The sequence below is a fragment of the Streptomyces sp. NPDC088246 genome, from assembly GCF_044741025.1.
GTDB lineage: Bacteria > Actinomycetota > Actinomycetes > Streptomycetales > Streptomycetaceae > Streptomyces.
Window position 1 is genome coordinate 64,498 of sequence record NZ_JBIURV010000014.1, and the last position, 21,432, is coordinate 85,929.

Genomic DNA, 21,432 nt, shown 5'->3' on the forward strand with positions numbered 1-21,432 from the left:
CTGTGATGTGCGCGTGGTGTGATGTGGACCCTCGGCGTTCAACGGAAAGGAACGAGCGCTCATGCGCGAGATCCTCGGAAGGCGACGCAGGCTCCGGCTCCGGCGCAGGGTGAGGCCCGTCCAACTGGACACGGTCCTGACCTGTGCCACCGCATGGCAGTGGCCCGTGCTCCCCGGAGTGGGACTCGAGGCGGCCGGTGGTCGTGGTGACCGTGACCGTGGCTGTGCCTGTCCCGATCCCGAGTGCGCCGTACCCGGCGCACACCCCTTCGATCCCGGTCTCCTTGCGGCGACCACCGACGAGCGCATGGTGCGTTGGTGGTGGGCCAACCGGCCCACCGCCCCGATCGTGCTGGCCACCGGTGGACGTGCCCCGTGCGCGCTGAGCCTGCCGGCCGTGGCGGCCGCCCGGGCGCTGGCCGAGCTGGACCGGATGGGCACGCGGCTCGGCCCCGTGGTGGCGACGCCGACCCGGTGGTCGCTGCTGGTCGCTCCGTACACCCTCGAACGGCTCGGCGAGCTGCTGCATGCCATGGACCGGGTGCCCAGCTCGCTGCGTTTCCACGGTGAGGGCGGCTATCTCGTCCTTCCGCCCTCCGAGGTGGGGGCAGGGCAGGTGCGCTGGGAACGGGCTCCGTCCCCGATCTCCCGGTCGCGCCCGGGCAGGGGCGAGCCTGTCCCTGGATCCGTCGCGCCGTGGCTGCCGGATGTGGGGGCGGTACTCGACGCACTGGTCGAGGCGAGCAACAGCGCGCCGGACGGCGGAAGCCGGCTCGCCTACTGACGCGTGGTCGGTTGGCGGGTGCGCCGCGTCCCTGTGGGGGCGAAATCCGTGGTCGGCTCACTCGTTCGGACGTGAGTCGACCTGAGTTCCCGGTGTAAAAGGGCATGCGGCACCGGGATGTTCATATTCCGCCGATATCTCCGACGGACCGTCAGGAATGCGGGCGAAGCCGACAGGTATCGACGGATGCCGACAGGCGAGGTCGCGTGATCGGTATCGCGGGCGTGACAGTGTTCACGGCTCCGGTTCTGCGCCCGCCTTCTCCCGTCTTCTCCCGGCCACTCCATCAGCCCCGATCTCATGCCGGTCAATGCAAAGTCTGCCGCTGCAAAGTGCGTCGGCGCATGGATTTCTGATGGATCTTCCGGGGCCTTCTCGTAGCATTCTTCGAAGGTTTATTCGAATGGTTCTGTGAAGGGGTATCCATAAGGGAGTTCCGGCTTCTGTCCGGGGCCGGTCGCTCCGGCGGGGCCGAGGTGCGTCGGCGGAGGAGGCTCCGCTGCCCATGGCGGCCCGTCGTCAATCCGGGCTCTGTCGCGCCGGGTTGACGACGCTGCTGGGCTGCCGGGCCCGATGTGGAGGCGAGGGCCGGGTTGCATCAGCGAGGGAATCGTGCGCGGGCTCGTGCGCCGCGTCGCGCGCTGTGCGCCGTGCCCGGAAATGAGGATGCCCGGTCGCTGGCGACGGGGGATGCACCAGCGACCGGGCTTCTAGAACGGTAACAAGAGATCTGCCGTTCGCAAATTCGATCTCGCTTATTAGGACAGCGATTTACCTGTGAGTACGGTGAGTTGTGATATGCGTCACCGGGCGGATCCGGGAGTTGTCACTGTCAGCTGAGCGTCACTTGACGGTTGGTGAGCCCGCCACGGGCCCGCCGCTCCTCGGCGGTGAGCGGTGCGTCCGAGGCGAGCGCCGCCGTCAGCCGCTCCGCGAGCTCGGCCGCGGGCTTCTCGCACTCCGCGGCCCCCATCGCGCTCGGCAGATCCCAGACCGGGACCATCAGCCCGTGCGCCCGGAAGGAGCCGACCAGCCGCGTCCCTTCGCCCAGCGAGGAGGTGCCTGCGGCGTGCAGCCGGGCGAGCGCGTCGAGGAGCTGCTCCTCGGGGTGCGGCATGACCCAGCGCAGGTGGTTCTTCTCCGGGGTCTCGCACCAGTACGCGGCGTCCACGCCGGAGAGCAGGATCGTCGGGATCGCCGCCTCGTTCGCGCGTTCCAGGGAGGCGGACACCTCGGGCGTGGCGTTCTCGGCGTCCGGAACCCAGAATTCGAAGCCGGAGTGGACTACGGGCTCGAACGCCGCATCGGGGTCGAGTACGTCCTGCAGCCGCGGACCGTCGGCCGGTGCGCGCCGGGCAGCCACGGGCGAACCGGGCTCGGCGGCCAGCGCCCGCTGCAGCGTGTCCGCGAGGTCGCGGCTGAGGTCACCGGACGGGGTGTCGTTCTGCAGGGCGAGCAGCACCGAGCCGTCGTCGCGGCGGAGCGCCGGCCACGCCATGGGCAGGACGGTCGCGAGAGTCACGGAGGGCACCCCCTCGGGCAGCCCGCCCTTCAGCGTCAGCTCGACCGTTGCCGCGGGTACCAGCTCACGCAGGGCGACCCAGTCGCACTCGCCGGCCAGGCCCTCGAAGGGGCGGTGGACGAGTTCGGTCACCGCATGGGCGGCGGCGCGGCCGTGACACGCCTTGTAGCGGCGGCCCGAACCGCACGGGCAGGGCTCGCGAGCCCCGACCACAGGGATCTCGCCGTCCTTGAGCTGCTGCTTCCCGGCCTTGGTCTGAGGGCGCTTCTTGGCCATGGTGGGCTTTCTCCCGATTGCGACAGTGCGGTCTGGGCCGCGAGCCTAGCGGCCCGTGTCGCGTCCGGGACACATCCGCCTGCGTGCCCGGCGGTACGGGGTGCGGAATGCCCGCGTGTACGCCTCTCCAACGACACGTGTGCCGTTACCGGCGCTCGTATCGCCGCCGTCACCGCAGACATCCTTACCCGCGCGGGAACGTCAGCCCATGTCGTCGAAGGCGTCCGCGAAGCCCGGCCCGTCGAGCCCCGGCACACTCTGCACTTCGGACACCCGCCCGTGCCCCTCGCTGACGAGGACCCAGACGGTGACCTCGCCGGACGAGCTGTCGCGTACGCCCCACTCCTCGGCGAGCGCGCTGATGATGTTGAGCCCGCGGCCGCCGCGCGCCGTCACCGACGGTGTGGCCGGAATCGGTCGGGTCGGACCGCCTCCGTCCGTCACTTCGACGGTCAGGCCGCCCGTTCTGTCCACACGCCATGCGGCGCGGATGTCGCCGTCACCCACATCTGTGTATCGCCCCAGCGGCCTGCCGTGCCGACAGGCATTGCTGAGTAGTTCGGAAAGGATCAATACAGCATCGTCGACGACCGAATCCGGCACCCCGTAGCCGCGCAATTGCTCGCGCATCCGGTGCCGCGCCTGGCCCACGCCCGCAGGGCCATGGGGTACGGCCATGCTCGACGACGTGGGCACTTCCTGTGCCACCACCAACGCCACCCCCGAGACCTCCTTTGCCCCACGCCACGGAGTGGATGCCCTCCTGGACTGGGCCGGAAACCGGCCAATCGCCTGCCAGTGACGCACTCGTAACGATCGAATACGGTTCGAATGCGCCGGTGTACTCCGTGTAACTGATGTTAAGAGCGTCCCAGTTGTGACAGAACCTGTTTCGGGCGGTTCGTGATGATTGCCTCGACGCCGAGATCGATGCAGAGCTCGACGTCCTCAGGTTCGTTGACCGTCCAGACGTGCGCGCGGTGGCCCGCACGGTGCAGCCGCTCGATGTAGCCGGGGTGACTGCGTACGATCCGCACCCCCGGGCCGGCGATCCGCGCCCCGGCCGGCAGTCGCCCGTCACGCAGGCGCGGCGAGACGAACTGCATCAGATAGACGGTGGGCAGGGTGGGGGACGCGGCCTGGATGCGGTGCAGGGAGCGTGCCGAGAAGCTCATGATCCGTACCGGCGAAGGGCCTTCGGCCGGCGGGACGTCGAGTTCGAAGCGCTTCAGCAGATGCAGCAGCCGTTCTTCGACCTGGCCCGCCCAGCGGGTGGGGTGCTTGGTCTCGATGGCCAGCTGGAGAGGGCGCCCGGCTGCCCGTGTCTCGGCGACCAGTTCGAGCAGTCGCTCCAGAGTCAGCACGGAGGTGAGCTCGCCCGGTACCGGGTCCCAGTCCGGGGACTCCGACTCCTCGCGGTCCTTCCAGGAGCCGAAGTCGAGGGCGGCGAGCTCGGAGAGCTCCAGCGCGGAGACGGCGCCGCGGCCGTTGGAGGTGCGATTCACCCGGCGGTCGTGTACGCAGACGAGGTGGCCGTCGGCGGTGAGCCGTACATCGCACTCCAGCGCGTCGGCGCCGTCCTCGATCGCCTTCCGGTATGCGGCCAGGGTGTGCTCGGGGGCGTCGTCGGACGCGCCTCGGTGGGCGATGACCTGGATGGAATGGTGCGTGGATTGCTGCCGTGCATGGGTCACTGCGTCATCGTGTCACCGAGAAGCGACTGCTGCGTACAGCTTGCGCCACGGGTGTCCGCACCTTGCGACGCGGCTGTGGGTACCTCGTACCGGGAGACCGTTTTGCCGGATGTAAAGATTGGCGCGCGGATGCACAGGTCCTGCTTACAGTGGCCTGACGCGCCTTGGGAAAAACTGTCCCGGGACACGTACACAGCGGATCTCTTGCCGAAAATGATGTGGAACCTAGGAGTAAAAAGCTGTGAGCACAGAGAACGAGGGCAACGAGGGCACTGCGGCCGAGGCCGTTCCGTCCGTTCCGTCCGTACCTCCAGTGCCGGCCGATGCTCCTCAGGGGTCACCTGAGAGCACGCCCGCGTCCGCGCCCGACGCCTCGGCGTACCCGCAGGCGCCGGACACGGCAGCCGCTCAGCAGTCGCCCCTGGCGCAGCAGCCGTACCCCCCGACGGAGGAGCCGGCCACCGCGACCACCCCCATGGCTTCCGTGCCGGGCACGCCTCCCCCCGGGCTCCAGTCGGCCGCCGAAGCCAACTGGCCCCCGCCCCCTCCCGCCGTCCCCGCGTACGCGCACCATGGCGCGGACGGCGGCGGTACCGGTCCGGTCTGGGGCGCCCCGGCCCAGCTCGCCTCCCCCGAGGGCCCGCGCAAGCGGGGCATGGGCGGCCTGGTGGCCGCGGTGGCGGCGGCGGCGCTGATCGCGGGCAGTATCGGCGGCGCCTTCGGCTACTGGGCGGCCGACCGGAACGACAGCTCGACCACGGTCGCGGCGTCGGCCAACCCGCAGGACCTCAAGCGCGAATCCGGCACGGTCGCGGGCGTGGCCGCAAAGGCGCTGCCGAGCGTGGTCACCATCGATGCACAGGGCGGTGACGGCGAGGGCGGCACGGGCACCGGCTTCGTGTACGACAAGGAAGGCCACATCCTCACGAACAACCACGTGGTGGCCTCCGCTGCGGACAGCGGCCAGCTCACGGCGACGTTCTCCAACGGCAAGAAATACGACGCCGAGGTGGTCGGCCGGGCGCAGGGCTACGACGTCGCCGTGCTGAAGCTGAAGAACCCGCCGTCGGGGCTCGCCCCGCTGGCCCTCGGCAACTCGGACCAGGTCGCGGTCGGTGATTCGACGATCGCGATCGGCGCCCCGTTCGGTCTGTCCAACACGGTGACCACGGGCATCATCAGCGCCAAGAACCGCCCGGTCGCCTCCGGCGACGGTTCCGGTGGCAGCAACTCGTACATGAGTGCCCTGCAGACCGACGCCTCGATCAACCCGGGCAACTCCGGCGGCCCGTTGCTCGATGCGCGCGGCGCGGTCATCGGCATCAACTCGGCCATCCAGTCGACCGGCAGCAGCGCCGGTCAGACGCAGGCGGGCTCCATCGGCCTCGGCTTCGCAATCCCGATCAACCAGGCGGCGAACGTCGCCCAGCAGCTGATCAAGACCGGTCAGCCGGTCTACCCGGTGATCGGCGCCACGGTCACGATGGACGAGAGGACCGGCGGCGCCGCCATTTCCGACCAGGGCACGGGCGGTACGGCAGCCGTGGCGAAGGACGGCCCCGCCGACAGGGCAGGCCTCAAGGCGGGCGATGTCATCACGAAGTTCGACGACACCGTGATCGACAGCGGCCCGACCCTGATCGGCGAGATCTGGACCCACAAGCCCGGCGACCGGGTGACACTGACCTACAAGCGCGACGGCAAGACGGCAACGGCCGAAGTCACCCTGGGGGAGCGCAAGGGCGACAGCTGACCGGCTAGGCTGTCCTCGCGTCAACCTCGGTCCATGGGCCGAGGGCGCGGGGTGGGTTGCCCGAGCGGCCTAAGGGAACGGTCTTGAAAACCGTCGTGGCGGCGACGTCACCGTGGGTTCAAATCCCACACCCACCGCTTGCAGGCCAGCGTTGGTGCTGGTCAGAATGGGTGCCTCTCACCGAGAGGCACCCATTCCGTGTTTCCCGCTGTCTCACCCCGGGCGCCTGAATCCCACGGTTGATCAGCCCGTGTGGGCCATGTGCGGGCCATGATCACCCTCGTCGTCGCTGCTCAGCCCCCTGTTGATGAGCTGATTGGCCCGGTCCTGCCGAGCGCGCAGGATCTTCGCGCGGAGCCGGAAGAGCACCGCGGTGCCGTGGCCGGCGCGGCGCGCCACTTCGACGGCCTCGGAACGGACGGTGGCTGTCGACTCTCTCGAAGACGTGGACACCCGGACTCTCCGTCCCGACGCGGAGGTCGTAGTCGCCCGACGCGTTTCTCCTCCAGCCTGGAGGACACACCCGCCAGCGACTCCCGGAGGTGTTCGAGTTTCCACACGGCCCCTTTCGCGCGCGGTTGGACGTCCTTTCCCGTCCGGCTTCGACTGCCGAGCGATGAGTTTTCCTCCCTCACGCAGTCGTATCAGCATCACTTCACACCAACGGGTGGGACACTGCCGACATGACTGAAACCGTGAAGGGCCCCGCCAGCTACTTCCCCTCGATCGAGAAGAAGTACGGGCGCCCCATTGCGGATTGGAAGGAGCTCATCCGCTCCTCCCACCTGAGCAAGCACATGGAGATCGTCTCCTGGCTCAAGGCCGAACACGGGCTGGGGCATGGACACGCCAATGCTCTCGTCGCCCACACCCTCGCCGAGGACAGCAACAAGTAGGCGACCGACCGGGCGGCCGTGGCACGTCGGAATTCGCCTCTCGGAAGACCTGAACTCGCCTTGTGGGGTGCGTGGTCCGGGTACGTAATGAGTGCCACGCCACAGCCGTTCCATCTCGGGAGGAAGCATGGGAGCGTCCGAAGCGCCACCACCGAAGCCGACGCACGCGCCGTCGCCCCGTGTCGCGCCGGGCGTCCCGCCACGCGGCGGCCTTGTCATCAGCAAGCGGCTGCTCTGGGTGCACGGGGCCGCCTACCCGCTGGAGAACATCGTCCGCGTCTACACCTTCGAGCTGACGCCGCGTCGCGGAGAGGCGTTCACGCGGTTCCTGAGGCGGGGCGGGTTCACCCTGCTCCTGCTCTTTCTCCTGATGTGGCTCTCGGATTCGTCGAAAAGGTCGTACGGATACGGATCCTCCTCCGACCTCGAAGGCGTGTTCCAGTTCTTCCTGGTGGTCGTCGTGGGCGCGCTCATCTACTTCTTCGCCGAGATGGCCGGCGTGGTCTTCGCCGCGAGCCACCCCGTCCTCGCCGTCGAGACGAACGGCCGGTCCACGGCCCTGGTGACGGGAAAACGGGAGTACCTGAACGGGCTCGTGTACTCGATCGCCGAGGCGATCGACCGGCCGGACGCGGAGTTCCACGCCGCGGTGACGTCGCTGGCGATCACTAACTACGGCAACTACCATTTCGGCGACTCGGTGAACATCTACGGCGGTATCGGTCACACGGGGGTGTCGAAGTGACGGGCGGGAACTACCACTTCGGAGACGAGGTCGTCATCAACGGCGGCGACGGCCACACGGGCATCGTCCACAACCATCACGCCCCGCAGCCCACTCTGGAGGAGACGCTGCGGGCCGTCGTCGAACTGGCGCGGGCGCTGCGCGGCGAGGTGCCCGAAGAGGACCGGGCGTCCATCGACGACGCGCTGCCCGTCCTCGCGGCCGGCCCGTCCGCCGAGCCGGCGACCCGGCGCCGGTCGCTGATGGCCCTCGCTGCCATTGCCGCCACCGTCGGGACGATCGGCCAGCCGCTTCTGGACTCCGTCCGGGCCGCGCTCGAACTCGTCGGGCGCTAGTTTCCTGACCGATCCGTCCGGCCTGCTTCAGTACGCGTCCCGCGCGTTCGAGAAGAGACGAAATGAGGCCAATTTCGACACGCGGTGCTGTTCGAGGCGCGAGGCCGCCCCAATTTTCGGGGGCGTCCCGATTTACGGCGTCCCTGATCCGTCAGCCCGTGGTGAGGCGGGCCGCCGAGGCGATGGTGGCGCGGGCTTCGCGTTCGGTGAGGCCGGTGCGGACGGCGGCGTGGGTGAGGGCGTCCGCCAGGGCGTCGCCGAAGCCGTGTTCGTAGGCGCGGCAGGCTGCCCAGAAGAGCCGTGTGTTGCGCTGACCCTCGCGTGCTGCCAGGACGAACCGCACCAGTCCCCGGCCCTGGTCGGTCCGGGGCGTGGGGTGGTGAGGGCGCGCGGGGGGTGTGAGCAGGTGGAGGAGTGTGCGGGGGCAGGCGGCCGGCGGGAGGTCGGCGGTGCCCGGGGCGAGCCGGTAGGTGCCATGGGCGGTGACCGAGCCGGGGCCCACCAGGTAGCCGCCGGCGCCGCGGATGTCGATGCCGGGGGCGAGTCGGCTCGCGGAGTTCGGTACGCAAACGCCGGGCGGGCCGGTCAGCCAGATGTGGCGGCCGCCGCTGGGGGTGAGGACCGTGACGGTCGGCGGGATGGTGAACAGGTGGTGCAGTGCCAGCTGGTGGAGGGAGACGGCGGAGTCGTGGCGACCGGTGGTGTCGATGTCCAGGTCGATGCCGATGAGGTGGTGCGGGGGCCGGCCGCAGGCGATGCCGTAGCCGGTGGCCCAGGGGGCGGCGGCGAAGAGGGCGCGTACGGCGGCGGGGTCGGTGGTGGCGTCGTGGACGCCGTGTCCGGGAAGGCCGCAGGCGCCCCGGCAGGTGACCGGCCGGTCTTCGTTCCGGTGCGGAGAGGGCAGGGCGGGGAGCTTGCCGGCGGAGAGCGGGATGACGGGGAGCCCGCGCTCGGCTGCGGAGAGTGCGTGGGCGAGGGCCAGGGTGGCGGTCTGCCGGTCGCTGATGGCCATGACCCTATTTTCGTACAGGTGTTCGAAGAAGGGAAGGGGGATGGGGTGCCGGCGAGGCGGGTGTCGGAACGCTTGGGGGCGCGGGATCGGGCGGCCCGGGGAGGGGGGAGGGGTGCAGGGGGGGTGTGAGCTGGGGCTTTAGGGGGCGCGAGAGGGTTTATCAGGTGTTCCTCATACTTGCGGGGGAATCGGATCACATGGGTGGTTCGCTGGAGACTCGGTGGGCAACTCTGGTCTCGCGACGTCGTGACCAGCACCGAGGTGGTCGTCCAACTGCCTCGGGACAAGCCGTACTTACGCTTCCTGGAGGAATTGACATGGCAAGCATCCGTACCGCTCGTGCCCTCGCCGCTGTTGCAGCTCTGCCCCTCGCCGCCGTGCTCTTCGGTGGCGTGGCCCAGGCCGACAACGGCTCGTTCGCGAACGACGGATCGAACGCGGCCGTTGCGACGGTCGTCGGCAGCGGCGTCGGTGGCAACAACTCCGGTAATTCGTCCACGTCGCAGCAGCAGGCCGTCGGCTCCGGAGCGTTGAACCAGAGCAACTCCGCGCAGGTGAACCGATCGGCGTTCACCGCGATCCACCAGTACAACGAGAACGTCGTGGTGAACTTCACCAATCTCTGGTGAACCCCCCGACCGGCCATGGGGCGGTCGGGGGGTCGGGCCACGGCTGGTTGAACAGCGGCCTGTGCAAGGGCACTTCGGTGTCCTTGCCCAGGCCGCTTCACGTTGCCCGGCGACCGCGTCGGAGCGTCGGCTGCCTTGACAGCGGGTGCAGATCTGACGGACAGTCAGAAACCCTGATCCGTACGCCCGTGTCCGGGAGGCAGCCGCCGTGCACCTCGCCCAGACGGAGCGTCAGCAACAGCTGCGCGCCGAACTCCGTACGTACTTCCGCAAGGTGATGCCCGGGAGGGACGCGAGGACGGGGCCCGGCGTCGAGGACCCGGCCGAGCAACGCCGACTGCTGCGCCGGATCGGCGCGGACGGGATGCTCGGACTCGGCTGGCCCGTCGAGTACGGCGGCCGGGGGCGCGGCCCCGACGAGCAGTTCGTCTTCTTCGACGAGGCCTACCGGGCAGGGGCGCCCGTTTCGATGGTCACCCTCAACACCGTCGGGCCGACGCTGATGAGATACGGGACCGAGGAGCAGAAGGCGTACTTCCTGCCCAGGATCCTCAGCGGCGATGTCGTCTTCGCCATCGGCTACAGCGAGCCGGAGGCCGGTACGGACCTCGCCGCGCTGCGCACCAGGGCCGTGCGGGACGGCGACTCCTGGGTGATCGACGGGCAGAAGATCTTCACCAGCAATGCGCAGAACGCCGACTGGATCTGGCTCGCCTGCCGCACGGACCCGGATGCACCCAAGCACCAGGGCATCTCGATCATTCTGGTCCCGACGGACGCCCCGGGGTTCGCCTGGACGCCGATCGAGACCGTGGGCGGGCTGACCACGACATCCACCTACTACGACGCGATACGGGTGCCCGCCACTCATCTGGTCGGTGCGGAGAACGGCGGCTGGGGGCTGATCACCAACCAGCTGAACCATGAACGGGTGGCTCTCGCCGCCATCGGGATGCAGGCCGAGGACTTCTACGAGGCGGCACTCACCTTCGCTCGCACCCCCGACCCGCTGACGGGCCGGCGTCCGGTGGACGAGCCGTGGGTGCGGACCAGGCTGGCCGAGGCGTACGCCCGGCTGGCGGCGACGCGCCTGCTCAACTGGCGGCTGGTGGGGGATGTCGGGGCGGGTTCGCTGGCCCCGGGCGAGGCGAGCGGCGTGAAGTTCGTGGGAACCGAGAGCGCTGTCGAGGTGTATCGGATCTGCCAGGAAATCACGGGCGAGGCCGGGACGATCCGGGGCGGTTCGCCCGGCTCCTTCCGGGACGGGGAGCTGGAGCGGATGAACAGGGCGGCGCAGATCAACACCTTTGGGGGCGGAGTGAGCGAGGTGCAGCGGGAGATCGTCGCGACGATGCGGCTCGGCATGAAGAGGGGCAAGCGGTGACGGGCGCGCGGGACGGGCGGGAAGAACAGGGCGAGTCTGACCGGTTGCACGGGCGACTCAAGGAGTTCGAGGGGCGTGCCGCCGCGACCGCGGGCGTCGGCAAGGACCTCGTCAACGAGCCGATGATCAGGCACTGGTGTGAGGCGATGGGGGACACCAACCCCGTCTGCACGGGGCCGGACGCGATCGCCCCGCCGACGATGCTGCAGGCGTGGACGATGGGCGGCCTCTCGGGGCACACCGACCGCTCCCAGGCGTACGAGGACCTGTTCGCCCTGCTCGACGGCGCCGGGTACACCTCGGTGGTCGCGACCGACTGCGAACAGGAATATCTGCGGCCGCTGCGGCCCGGCGACCGGATCACGTTCGACGCGGTGATCGAGTCGGTCTCGGAGCGGAAGACGACCAAGCTGGGGACCGGCTACTTCGTGACGACGCGGATGGACGTCCGCGCGGAAGGGGAGCCCGCCGGGACACACCGCTTCCGGATCCTCAAGTACATACCGGCAGCGGTGAAGCGCTCGGCGCCCCGCGGCGGCCGGAGCCTGCGCCCGAGGCCGGTGATCAACCGGGACAACGCCGGGTTCTGGCAGGGCGTCGCCGAGCACAGGCTGCTGATCCAGCGGTGCGGCGAGTGCGCGACGCTGCGGTTCCCCTGGCTGCCCGGCTGCAACGGGTGCGGCTGCCAGGAATGGGACACGGTCGAGGCGGGCGGCGAGGGCACCGTCTTCAGTTACGTCGTGATGCATCACCCGCCCTTCCCCGCCTTCAGCACCTCCGCGGAGGGCGGGCCGTACGCGGTGGCGCTGATAGAGCTGGCGGAGGGCGTGCGGATGGTCGGCAATGTGGTCGGCGTGCCGTACGACAAAGTGCGGACAGGAATGCCGGTGCGGCTGGAATTCCTTCGTGCAGACCCGGAGTTGGAGCTTCCGGTCTTCCGGGGAAGCGAGGGCTGACATGGACTTCGCACCCACCGAGGAGCAGACCGCGGCACAGGGGCTGGCGGCGCAGATCTTCGGGGATCTGTCGACGCACGAGCGCCTGGCCGGAGCCGGTACGGGGACGGACGCCGAGCTGTGGAAGGAGCTCTGCGCGGCCGGACTGACCGCAGCCGTGGAGGAGATCGGGCTGCTGGGCCTGGTGCTCCTGCTGGAGGAGCAGGGCCGGACGACGGCGCAGGTGCCGTTCGCGGCGAGCTGTGTGTACGGGCTGCTCGCCGTCGCCGGCCACGGCACGGACGAACAGCGGGAGCGACTGCTGCCTCCGCTGCGGGACGGCACGGCTGTCGCCACCGGGGCGTTCCCGGCTCGCGGTGGGATACGGGCGGACGGGGAGGGGCGGCTGAGCGGCAGCATGCCGTACGTGCCGTGGCTGCGGGACGCGGGCCTCGTCCTCGTCGCGGACTCGGACCGGGAGCTGTGGATCGTGCGGACCGCTGATCCGGGTGTGGCGACGGAGCCGGTGGAGACCACGGCGCCGTGGTCGGCGGCGCGGCTCGTCCTGAACGGGGCGCCCGGGGAGCGGCTCGGTGGCGCCGGGGCGTACGAGGCGGTGCTTGCCGCGGGCCGGACTGCGTTCGCCGGGCTGCAGGCCGGGGTGTGCGCCGGTTCGCTGGCCAGGGCCGTCGCCCACACGAACACGCGGGAGCAGTTCGGGCGCCCGCTCTCCACCAAACAGGCGGTGCTGCTGCGCGCCGCCGACGCCCATATGGACACCGAGGCGATACGCGTCACCGCGTACGAGGCGGCCTGGCGGTATGACACGGGGCTGCCGTACGGACCGCAGGCGCTGACCGCCGCCTGGTGGGCGTCGGAGGCCGGAAAGCGGGTGGTGCACGCCGGACAGCATCTGCACGGCGGAACGGGCGCGGACCTCGACCATCCCGTACACCGCCACTTCCTCTGGGGCCGTCAGCTCGACGCCTATCTGGGATGCGGCAGCGAAGTACTGCAGGAGATCGGCCAGTCGCTGGTGAAGGAGGGACCGGAGTGAAGGTCGGTGAGGAGCTGGCGCCGCTGGAGATCGCGGTGACCCGCACGCTGATCGTGGCGGGCGCCATCGCCTCCCGCGACTACCAGGACGTGCACCATGACGCGGAACTCGCCCGGGAGAAGGGCTCCCCGGACATCTTCATGAACATCCTCACGACCAACGGCCTGGTCGGCAGGTACGTCACCGACCGCTTCGGTCCGTCGGCAGTGCTCCGCAAGGTCGCCATCAGGCTGGGCGTGCCCAACTATCCGGGGGACACCATGGTCCTGAGCGGCACGGTCACCGCCCTCGGCGACGACGGGACGGCCGAGGTGTCGGTCGTCGGAGCCAACGGTCTCGGCAGGCATGTCACCGGCACGGTGATCATCAGCGTTCCGGAGGGGGTGGCATGAGCGTGCGCAGGGCCGACTCGCTCGGCGGCAGGGCGGCGGTCGTGGGGATCGGGGCGACCGAGTTCTCCAAGGACTCCGGGCGCAGCGAACTCAAACTGGCCGTCGAGGCGGTGCGGGCCGCCCTCGACGACGCCGGGCTGACCCCTGGCGATGTCGACGGCCTGGTCACCTTCACCATGGACACCAGCCCCGAGATCACCGTCGCCCAGGCGGCCGGCATCGGGGAGCTGTCGTTCTTCTCCCGCGTCCACTACGGGGGCGGGGCGGCCTGTGCCACCGTCCAGCAGGCGGCCCTGGCCGTGGCGAGCGAAGTGGCCGACGTCGTGGTCTGCTACCGCGCGTTCAACGAGCGCTCCGGACGCAGGTTCGGTTCCGGGGTGCAGCAGCGGGAGCCCACCGCGGAGGGCACGGCGCTCGGCTGGAACCTCCCCTTCGGGCTGCTCACGCCGGCCTCCTGGGTCGCCATGGCCGCCCAGCGCTATCTGCACACCTACGGGCTGACGCCGGAGGCCTTCGGTCATGTCGCGGTCACCGACCGCCGCCATGCGGCCCGGAACCCCGCGGCGTACTTCTACGGGAAGCCGATCACCCTGGCCGATCATGCCGCGTCGCGGTGGATCGTCGAACCCCTGCGGCTGCTCGACTGCTGTCAGGAGACCGACGGCGGCCAGGCGATCGTCGTCACCAGTGCGGAGCGGGCCCGGGATCTGCCGCAACCGCCCGCCGTGATCGTCGCCGCCGCCCAGGGGGCGGGGCGGGCGCAGGAGCAGATGACCAGCTTCTACCGCGACGATCTGACGGGCCTGCCGGAGATGGGGGTGGTTGCCCGGCAGCTCTGGCGGAACTCCGGCCTCTCCCCCTCCGACATCGATGTGGGCATCCTCTACGACCACTTCACACCGTTCGTCCTGATGCAGCTGGAGGAGTTCGGCTTCTGCGCACCGGGCGAGGCCGCCGACTTCGTCGCGGCCGACGCGCTGCCCCTGAACACGCACGGTGGCCAGTTGGGGGAGGCGTATCTGCACGGGATGAACGGCATCGCGGAGGCGGTCCGGCAGATCCGGGGCTCGTCGGTGAACCAGCTGTCCGGGGCGGCCAGGACCCTGGTCACGGCAGGCACCGGCGTGCCCACCTCGGGACTGATCCTGGGCGCGGACGACTGAGAGCCTGTCGGGTGACCTCTGATCGGGCGGAGGTCACCCGACAGGCTCTGAGTGCGGGTCAGCTGCCCGAGCTGGGTGCCGTCCGGGTCCGGGCAGGGCGTCGGGGGCGACCCTGAGCCCTGATGACGACGACTCCACCTACAGGAGGTGGAGCAGGCCCTACCCCTACACCCTGAGGCGGACGCGGTTTCGGGACCTGGGGTCGATCCCCGGGACGGCGCCCGCTCCTAGCGTGGAGCCATGACCACGCCAGTCTGCACGGGCACCTCCGGGGGAGCTGCCACCATCGGACACGTCCCGCACGGCCCGTACGCCGCGCGCACTCCGTACGCCTCACGGGCTCAGCACGCTCCGTATCCGTCGTTCTCGTCGTTCGTACGGGCACGGGGGCCCGTACTGCTGCGTGCCGCGCGCTCGCTCACCGCGAACCCGAGCGATGCCGAGGATCTGCTGCAGACCGCGCTCACCAAGACGTATGTCGCCTGGGAACGGATCGAGGACCACCGGGCGCTCGACGGCTATGTCCGCCGGGCACTGCTGAACACCCGGACCTCGCAGTGGCGCAAGCGCAAGGTCGACGAGTTCGCCTGCGACGAACTGCCCGAGCAGGAGGCATCGCCGACCCCCGACCCCGCCGAGCGCCAGACGCTCCACGACGCGATGTGGCGTGCCGTGCTGAAGCTTCCGGACCGGCAGCGGGCGATGGTGGTCCTGCGGTACTACGAGGACCTGAGCGAGGCCCAGACGGCCGAGGTGCTCGGGGTGTCCATCGGCACGGTGAAGAGCGCGGTGTCGCGGGCGCTCGGCAAGCTCAGGGAGGACCCGGAGCTGGCTCCGGTGCGGTGAACCCGGGTGTGCGGCAGCGTGCCGGGCAGGCCTGATTTTGCCGAACGACACCGATTCGTACTTCCGGGACTAGTGACATACCGCCTGGTATGTGAGCAGAATCAGCGGAACCTTACTGCCGCGTAGCGCCCACCGGGAGGACGCCGTGCTGAGCACCATGCAGGACGTACCGCTGACTGTCACCCGCATCCTCGAACACGGGATGACCATTCACGGGAAGTCCCAGGTCACGACCTGGACCGGTGAGCCCGAGCCGCAGCGCCGCAGCTTTGCCGAGATAGGCCGGCGGGCCACGCAGCTCGCGAACGCGTTGCGCGACGAGCTCGGTGTCGACGGCGACCAGCGGGTGAGTACCCTCATGTGGAACAACGCCGAGCACATCGAGGCGTATCTCGCGATCCCTTCGATGGGCGCGGTCCTCCACACGCTCAACCTCCGGCTCCCCGCCGAGCAGCTGATCTGGATCGTCAAGCACGCCGACGACAAGGTCGTCATCGTCAACGGCTCCCTGCTGCCGCTGCTCGCGCCACTCCTGCCCCATCTGACGTCGATCGAGCATGTGATCGTCACGGGGCCAGGAGACCGTTCCGTCCTCGACGGCGCGGCGCCCCGGGTGCACGAGTACGAGGAGCTGATCGCCGGCCGCCCGGCCAGCTACGACTGGCCCGAGCTCGACGAACGCCAGGCCGCCGCCATGTGCTACACCTCCGGCACCACCGGTGACCCCAAGGGCGTCGTCTACTCCCACCGCTCCATCTACCTGCACTCCATGCAGGTCAACATGTCCGAGTCGATGGGCCTGACCGACAAGGACACCACGCTGGTGGTCGTCCCCCAGTTCCATGTGAACGCATGGGGTCTGCCGCACGCCACGTTCATGTCCGGCGTCAACATGCTCATGCCGGACCGGTTCCTGCAGCCCGTCCCGCTCGCCGACATGATCGAGCGCGAGAAGCCGACCCATGCCGCCGCCGTCCCCACCATCTGGCAGGGGCTGCTCGCCGAGGTCACGGCCAACCCGCGCGACCTGACCTCCATGGCCCGCGTCACCATCGGCGGCGCAGCCTGTCCGCCCTCCCTCATGGAGGCGTACGACAAGCTCGGCGTCCGCCTCTGCCACGCCTGGGGCATGACGGAGACCTCGCCGCTCGGCACCATGGCCAACCCACCCGCCGGGCTGACCGAGGAGCAGGAGTGGCCCTACCGCGTCACCCAGGGCCGCTTCCCGGCAGGCGTCGAGGCGCGCCTGGTCGGCCCCGGCGGCGAGCATCTGCCGTGGGACAACGAGTCGGCCGGTGAGCTGGAGGTGCGCGGCCCCTGGATCGCCGGTGCCTATTACGGGGGCGCGGACGGCGAGGCCCTGCGCCCCGAGGACAAGTTCAGCGAGGACGGCTGGCTGAAGACCGGTGACGTCGGCGTGATCAGCGAGGACGGCTTCCTCACCCTCACCGACCGGGCCAAGGACGTCATCAAGTCCGGCGGCGAATGGATCTCCAGCGTCGAGCTGGAGAACGCGCTCATGGCGCACCCGGATGTGGCCGAGGCGGCGGTCGTCGCGGTCCCGGACGAGAGGTGGGGCGAGCGTCCGCTCGCGACCGTCGTCCTCAAGGACGGTGCCACCACCGAGTACGAGGTGCTGAGGAACTTCCTCGCCGAGTCCGGCATCGCCAAGTGGCAGCTGCCGGAGCGCTGGACGATCATTCCGGCGGTGCCGAAGACGAGCGTCGGAAAGTTCGACAAGAAGGTGATCCGCAAACAGTACGCGGAGGGCGAGCTGGACATCACCCGGCTCTGACCCGACCCGGTCGGGAGCACGACGAGGGCGGTACGGGATCTCCCGTACCGCCCTCGTCGCCATCTCCGGGCGTCCGCCCGGCCGTTCGAGCCCGTGTCCGCATCGCGTGTCCGTACGCGTCAGTTCGTGCCGATCTTCGCGAGCAGGTCGACGATGCGCGACTGCACCTCGTCGCTGGTGGAGCGCTCGGCCAGGAAGAGGACGGCCTCGCCCGAGCTGAGCTTCGGCAGTTCCGACCCGGTCATGTCGGCGGAGGTGTAGACGACCAGCGGGGTTCGGTTCAACTGGCCGTTGGCACGCAGCCAGTCGACGATCCCGGCCCGGCGGCGGCGTACCTGCATCAGATCCATCACCACCAGGTTGGGCCGCATCCGGGTGGCGAGCGCCACCGCCTCGTTGTCGGTGGAGGCCCGCGCGACCTGCATGCCGCGGCGTTCCAACGTCTCCGTCAGCGCCAGCGCGATCTCCTCGTGTTCCTCGATCAACAGCACTCGCGGCGGATGCTGCTCGCTGTCGCGCGGGGCGAGCGCCTTGAGGAGTACGGCCGGGTCGGCACCGTATGCGGCCTCCCGTGAGGCCTGCCCCAGACCGGCCGTCACCAGCACCGGGACCTCGGCCGCCACCGCCGCCTGACGCAGCGACTGCAGCGCCTTGCGGGTGATGGGACCGGTGAGCGGGTCGACGAAGAGCGCGGCGGGGAACGCCGCGATCTGGGCGTCGACCTCCTCGCGCGAGTGCACGATCACCGGCCGGTAGCCGCGGTCGCTCAGTGCCTGCTGGGTGGAGACATCGGGCGCGGGCCAGACGAGCAGCCGACGCGGGTTGTCCAGCGGCTCCGGGGGCAGCTCGTCGTCGACCGGCTGCGGCGACGGGCGGTTGGCGACCTCGACCGCGCCACCCGGACCATCCAGTGGCTCCGGCCCCTCGGCGCCCTCGTCGGGTGCCCCTATGGCGTACGCGCGTCCTTCGGCCTCGGGAGTGGAGAGCAACTGCCCCGGACCCGGGCCCTGGCCTTGCGCGGCGGCGGACTGGGCCGGCGCGGACTGCGGGGTGCGCTCGCCCTCCGGCGGGGCGGCGAGCTTACGGCGCCGGCCGGCACCGCCGAGCGTCTGGTTCTGCTGGTGCGCGATGTGCTGGGCGAACGGCACACCCTGCCCGAGCGTCCGCACGCTGAACGCGCGTCCCTGCGTCGAGTCCGACGAGCCGCCGGGCATCGGATCTTCCGCGGGCAGCGGCTGCCTGCGCGCGTCCGCCACGGGCGCGATGTTCCGCGGACGGCTCTCCGCGATGCCGGTGGCGTCGGCGGTGCCTGCGACGGCTGTGGTGCCGGTGGTGTGCGTGGTGTGGCCGGCCGCGGGCCATTGCGGCTCGCCGCCGGACCGGCTGCCGGGGTGATCGGCGGGATGATCGCCGGGGTGGCCGTCGACCCGGTCGTCGGCCTGCTCGCCGGGCGCGGCCGGGCCCTGACCCGAGGAACCGTTCTCCGCCCAGCCGCCGGACTGCACGGGCTGCTGCTCCGCAGGCTGCCCGACGGCCGGACCGGCCTGCTGGGGAGCGTCGGCGCGACGCGCCCGGCGCTGCCCGGTCGCTGCGGAGTGCTCCTGGGGCGGTGTGTGGTTGTCGTCCGGCGCGAGGCGTGCGGCGTCGTGGCGTCCGGGCAGCGAGGCGTCCGCGTCGGCAGCCGTGGGCGGGGTCCGGTCGGCATCCGCGGGCGGGAGCGCGAACGCGGTACGAGGCCCGGTCGGCTCGGCCTGAGCGGAACGCTCCTGCACGGCCGCCAATGCCCGTCGTGCTCGCCGCCCGGTCGGCTGAGGCGCCGACGCCGAACCGTCACCGGCCTGCGGGAAGCCTTCGGCGGCAGGAGCGGAAGCGGAAGCGGAAGACGGCAGGGCCAGCTGGTTCTCGCCGCCCCGGCGTGCCCGGTGTCCACCCGCAGGCACCGGCATCGGCGTCTCGGCCGGAACGCCCTGCGGAGGCACGGTCTGCCCACGCTGCGGACGGCCACCGCCACCCTGCGCGCCCTCGGCCGCCGTCACCACCGCCCCCTCGGACGGTGCCGAGGCCGCGGGCAGCGCCAATGCCTGCCCCGGCCCCTGCTGCTCGACAGCAGGCTGCCCAGGCCTCTGTCCCTGCGCCTGCTCGGGCAACTGGGACAGCTGAGCCGGAAGCGAATGCTGAGCACCGGTCTCGGCCGGACTCGGCCGCCCACGCCTGCGCCCCGACCCCTCGCTCTGCTGGGCCGGAATGATCTCGTGCGGGCTGTGCGCGCTCTGCACACCCTGCGTCTCCTGCGAGCCCTGCACCGCGGGCTCACGACGTGCCCGTCGCCGCCCCGTCGGCTCGGCCGCCGCGGTGTCTCCGTCCCCGGACCCGGCCCCCGCCCCGGAACCGTCCACAGGGCTCTCCAGGAACGCGTCCGTGGACGCCCGCCGCGCCCGCCGCCGCCCGCCGCCCGGCGCGGCCTGACCGGCCGCCGGCTCCGGCGTGGGTTCGGGCTCCGGCTCGGGCGCCGGTGGCATCACCGTTCCCGAGCCCGCGCCCAACGGCACTTCGAGCACGTACGCGCTGCCGCTCGTCCCCGGCACCTCGTGCGTCTGGAGCACGCCGCCGTGCGCCCGTACGATCCCGCGCACGATCGGCTCATGCACCGGGTCTCCCCCGGCGAACGGCCCGCGCACCTCGATCCGTACGACCTCACCGCGCTGCGCCGCCGCGACGACGACCGTCGAGTCGACGTAGCCACCGCCCGGCACCACGCGGGCCTTGCCGGTCGAGTCGACCCCGGCGACATCCGCGACCAGATGGGCGAGCGCGGTCACCAGCCGGGCCGCGTCCACCTCGGCCTCGATCGGCGGCGCGTGCACCGCGAACTGGGCGCGCCCGGGACCGATCAGCTCGACGGCCGCGTCGATACCGGCCGTCACGACCGAGTCGAGCAGCACGCTCGCCTTGACCAGCTCCTCGGAGCCGGCGTCCAGGCGCTGGTAGCCGAGCACATTGTCGACGAGCGTCGTCATCCGGGCGTAGCCCGCGGCCAGGTGGTGGAGGATCTGGTTGGCCTCCGGCCACAGCTGGCCGGCCGGATCGGCGGCGAGCGTGGAGAGTTCGCCGCGCAGCTCCTCCAGCGGCCCGCGAAGAGACTCGCCGAGTACGGCGGTGAGCTGGGTGTGCCGGGCGGTGAGCGCCGCCAGCTGTTCGGCCTGCGCTTCCAGTTCGGCCGTGTATCGCTCGGCCCGGTCGGCCAGCTCCGCGCTGTGCCGTTCCGTCAGTCCGGTGACCTCCGCGGTGTGGCCCGCGGTCAGTTCGGCGACCTCGGCCTTGTGCTGCTCGCTGAGCTCCTCGTACGGCCTGCGGTCGGTGAACGTCATGACCGCACCGACCAGCTGGTCCCCGTCCCGGACCGGCGCGGTGGTCAGATCGACCGGCACCTGCGCACCGCTCTTGGACCACAGGACCTGCCCGCGCACCCGGTGCTTGCGGCCGGACCTGAGGGTGTCGGCGAGCGGCGACTCCTCGTACGGGAACGGCTCGCCCTCCGCCCGCGAGTGCAGGATCAGCGGATGCAGTTCCTGGCCACCCAGATCGCTGGCGCGGAAGCCGAGGATCTGCGCGGCGGCGGGGTTGACCAGGACGACCCGGCCGTCCGTGTCCGTGCCGACGACGCCCTCGGCCGCGGCCCGCAGGATCATCTCGGTCTGCCGCTGCGAACGGGCCAGTTCGGCCTCGGTGTCGACGGTGCCCGACAGATCCCGTACGACGAGCATCAAAAGCTCGTCACCCGTGTAGCTGCCGCTGTAACTGCTCTGGAAGTCGTTGTACGCGGCCTGCCCGTCCTCCAGGCTGGCGCTGGTGACCTCGACCGGGTACTCGTTGCCGTCGGTCCGCCGTGCGGTCATCCGCGTCGGCTTCGTACGGCCGCGGTCGTCGGCGGACTCGGGCCGGCGCATCGACCCCGGAATCAGCTTGGAGTCGAACTCCGGCAGCAGATCGAGGAGCCCGCGCCCGACGAGCGCGGTGCCCGGCGTCTCGAACATTTCCAGCGCGATGGTGTTGGCGTTGACGACCGTGCCGTTGCAATTGACGAGCAGCAGCCCGTCAGGGAGTGCATCGAGTATGGCTGCGAGGCGAGCAGTGCCTCGGGATGGCCTGCTGCTCACGACGACGCTTCCTCCCTGATTACCGCACCTTGCCGACAGCGGGCCCCATCTTGCCCC

19 protein-coding genes and 1 tRNA gene are annotated in these 21,432 nt (G+C 70.6%); 14 read left to right on the forward strand and 6 right to left on the reverse strand.

The window, feature by feature from the left end:
• Positions 1-61 precede the first annotated feature (61 nt).
• Positions 62-784, forward strand: a complete 723-nt coding sequence (locus ACIPEK_RS20545; RefSeq protein ID WP_401997936.1) for a bifunctional DNA primase/polymerase — start codon at positions 62-64, stop codon at positions 782-784.
• A gap of 832 nt (positions 785-1,616) precedes the next feature.
• Here the strand turns inward: ACIPEK_RS20545 and ACIPEK_RS20550 are convergent.
• From ACIPEK_RS20550 to ACIPEK_RS20560, 3 genes are all read right to left on the reverse strand, one after another.
• Positions 1,617-2,582, reverse strand: a complete 966-nt coding sequence (locus tag ACIPEK_RS20550) for a DUF5926 family protein (protein WP_401997939.1) — start codon at positions 2,580-2,582, stop codon at positions 1,617-1,619.
• Between the two features lie 201 nt (positions 2,583-2,783).
• The gene (locus ACIPEK_RS20555; protein ID WP_401997942.1) at positions 2,784-3,389 is read right to left on the reverse strand and encodes an ATP-binding protein; all 606 of its coding nucleotides are present in this window, start codon (positions 3,387-3,389) and stop codon (positions 2,784-2,786) included.
• Positions 3,390-3,442: 53 nt separating this feature from the next.
• Complete coding sequence (locus ACIPEK_RS20560) at positions 3,443-4,276, reverse strand: glycerophosphodiester phosphodiesterase (protein ID WP_383071209.1); 834 nt, start codon at positions 4,274-4,276, stop codon at positions 3,443-3,445.
• A gap of 241 nt (positions 4,277-4,517) precedes the next feature.
• Here ACIPEK_RS20560 and ACIPEK_RS20565 point away from each other — a divergent pair, with 241 nt between their 5' ends.
• Both ACIPEK_RS20565 and ACIPEK_RS20570 read left to right on the forward strand, forming a co-directional pair.
• A complete protein-coding gene (locus ACIPEK_RS20565) occupies positions 4,518-6,029 on the forward strand; it encodes a trypsin-like peptidase domain-containing protein (RefSeq protein WP_401997945.1) in 1,512 nt (503 codons plus the stop codon).
• A gap of 50 nt (positions 6,030-6,079) precedes the next feature.
• Positions 6,080-6,166, forward strand: a tRNA-Ser gene (locus ACIPEK_RS20570).
• Positions 6,167-6,272: 106 nt separating this feature from the next.
• Here ACIPEK_RS20570 and ACIPEK_RS20575 read toward each other — a convergent pair.
• Positions 6,273-6,482 (reverse strand): hypothetical protein, encoded by a 210-nt coding sequence (locus ACIPEK_RS20575; RefSeq protein WP_401997948.1) that lies wholly within the window; start codon positions 6,480-6,482, stop codon positions 6,273-6,275.
• A gap of 230 nt (positions 6,483-6,712) precedes the next feature.
• Here ACIPEK_RS20575 and ACIPEK_RS20580 point away from each other — a divergent pair, with 230 nt between their 5' ends.
• The 3 genes from ACIPEK_RS20580 (at position 6,713) to ACIPEK_RS20590 (ending at position 8,005) form a co-directional block, all read left to right on the forward strand.
• Positions 6,713-6,925, forward strand: coding sequence for a DUF4287 domain-containing protein (locus tag ACIPEK_RS20580; protein ID WP_401997951.1), 213 nt, complete (start codon positions 6,713-6,715; stop codon positions 6,923-6,925).
• 127 nt (positions 6,926-7,052) lie between these two features.
• Entirely contained in the window at positions 7,053-7,670 is a 618-nt protein-coding gene (locus tag ACIPEK_RS20585; protein ID WP_401997954.1) for a DUF6232 family protein, read from the forward strand.
• Positions 7,667-8,005: a hypothetical protein gene (locus ACIPEK_RS20590; protein WP_401997957.1), complete on the forward strand. Its 339-nt coding sequence runs from the start codon at positions 7,667-7,669 to the stop codon at positions 8,003-8,005. The genes ACIPEK_RS20585 and ACIPEK_RS20590 overlap by 4 nt, the downstream gene beginning before the upstream one ends.
• 151 nt (positions 8,006-8,156) lie before the next feature.
• On the opposite strand, the gene ACIPEK_RS20595 is transcribed toward ACIPEK_RS20590, so the two are convergent.
• Positions 8,157-9,017, reverse strand: coding sequence for a bifunctional DNA primase/polymerase (locus ACIPEK_RS20595; protein WP_401997960.1), 861 nt, complete (start codon positions 9,015-9,017; stop codon positions 8,157-8,159).
• Between the two features lie 317 nt (positions 9,018-9,334).
• Here ACIPEK_RS20595 and ACIPEK_RS20600 point away from each other — a divergent pair, with 317 nt between their 5' ends.
• From ACIPEK_RS20600 to ACIPEK_RS20635, 8 genes are all read left to right on the forward strand, one after another.
• Positions 9,335-9,646, forward strand: coding sequence for a hypothetical protein (locus ACIPEK_RS20600; protein WP_401997963.1), 312 nt, complete (start codon positions 9,335-9,337; stop codon positions 9,644-9,646).
• A 208-nt stretch (positions 9,647-9,854) separates the two neighbouring features.
• A complete protein-coding gene (locus ACIPEK_RS20605; RefSeq protein WP_401997966.1) occupies positions 9,855-11,030 on the forward strand; it encodes an acyl-CoA dehydrogenase family protein in 1,176 nt (391 codons plus the stop codon).
• Positions 11,027-11,986 carry a bifunctional MaoC family dehydratase N-terminal/OB-fold nucleic acid binding domain-containing protein gene (locus ACIPEK_RS20610; protein ID WP_401997969.1) on the forward strand — a complete coding sequence of 320 codons (960 nt, stop codon included), beginning with the start codon at positions 11,027-11,029 and terminating at the stop codon, positions 11,984-11,986. The genes ACIPEK_RS20605 and ACIPEK_RS20610 overlap by 4 nt, the downstream gene beginning before the upstream one ends.
• Position 11,987: 1 nt before the next feature.
• Entirely contained in the window at positions 11,988-13,022 is a 1,035-nt protein-coding gene (locus ACIPEK_RS20615; RefSeq protein ID WP_401997972.1) for an acyl-CoA dehydrogenase family protein, read from the forward strand.
• Positions 13,019-13,414 carry a MaoC family dehydratase gene (locus ACIPEK_RS20620; protein WP_383071231.1) on the forward strand — a complete coding sequence of 132 codons (396 nt, stop codon included), beginning with the start codon at positions 13,019-13,021 and terminating at the stop codon, positions 13,412-13,414. The genes ACIPEK_RS20615 and ACIPEK_RS20620 overlap by 4 nt, the downstream gene beginning before the upstream one ends.
• Entirely contained in the window at positions 13,411-14,577 is a 1,167-nt protein-coding gene (locus ACIPEK_RS20625; RefSeq protein WP_401997975.1) for a lipid-transfer protein, read from the forward strand. Before ACIPEK_RS20620 ends, ACIPEK_RS20625 begins: the two co-directional genes overlap by 4 nt.
• A 240-nt stretch (positions 14,578-14,817) precedes the next feature.
• A complete protein-coding gene (locus ACIPEK_RS20630; protein ID WP_383071235.1) occupies positions 14,818-15,423 on the forward strand; it encodes a SigE family RNA polymerase sigma factor in 606 nt (201 codons plus the stop codon).
• 145 nt (positions 15,424-15,568) lie between these two features.
• Positions 15,569-17,218 (forward strand): long-chain fatty acid--CoA ligase, encoded by a 1,650-nt coding sequence (locus tag ACIPEK_RS20635; RefSeq protein ID WP_401997978.1) that lies wholly within the window; start codon positions 15,569-15,571, stop codon positions 17,216-17,218.
• 119 nt (positions 17,219-17,337) lie between these two features.
• On the opposite strand, the gene ACIPEK_RS20640 is transcribed toward ACIPEK_RS20635, so the two are convergent.
• Positions 17,338-21,375 carry a PAS domain-containing protein gene (locus ACIPEK_RS20640; RefSeq protein WP_401997981.1) on the reverse strand — a complete coding sequence of 1,346 codons (4,038 nt, stop codon included), beginning with the start codon at positions 21,373-21,375 and terminating at the stop codon, positions 17,338-17,340.
• Between the last annotated feature and the right edge of the window lie 57 nt (positions 21,376-21,432).

What these genes read in the sequence shown, in the direction of transcription:
- ACIPEK_RS20630 (WP_383071235.1), top strand. Translation starts at nt 14,818, where the DNA reads ATGACCACGCCAGTCTGCACGGGCACCTCCGGGGGAGCTGCCACCATC.
- ACIPEK_RS20585 (WP_401997954.1), top strand. Translation starts at nt 7,053, where the DNA reads ATGGGAGCGTCCGAAGCGCCACCACCGAAGCCGACGCACGCGCCGTCG.
- ACIPEK_RS20615 (WP_401997972.1), top strand. Translation starts at nt 11,988, where the DNA reads ATGGACTTCGCACCCACCGAGGAGCAGACCGCGGCACAGGGGCTGGCG.
- ACIPEK_RS20550 (WP_401997939.1), bottom strand. Translation starts at nt 2,582, where the DNA reads ATGGCCAAGAAGCGCCCTCAGACCAAGGCCGGGAAGCAGCAGCTCAAG.
- ACIPEK_RS20595 (WP_401997960.1), bottom strand. Translation starts at nt 9,017, where the DNA reads ATGGCCATCAGCGACCGGCAGACCGCCACCCTGGCCCTCGCCCACGCA.
- ACIPEK_RS20580 (WP_401997951.1), top strand. Translation starts at nt 6,713, where the DNA reads ATGACTGAAACCGTGAAGGGCCCCGCCAGCTACTTCCCCTCGATCGAG.
- ACIPEK_RS20545 (WP_401997936.1), top strand. Translation starts at nt 62, where the DNA reads ATGCGCGAGATCCTCGGAAGGCGACGCAGGCTCCGGCTCCGGCGCAGG.
- ACIPEK_RS20600 (WP_401997963.1), top strand. Translation starts at nt 9,335, where the DNA reads ATGGCAAGCATCCGTACCGCTCGTGCCCTCGCCGCTGTTGCAGCTCTG.
- ACIPEK_RS20625 (WP_401997975.1), top strand. Translation starts at nt 13,411, where the DNA reads ATGAGCGTGCGCAGGGCCGACTCGCTCGGCGGCAGGGCGGCGGTCGTG.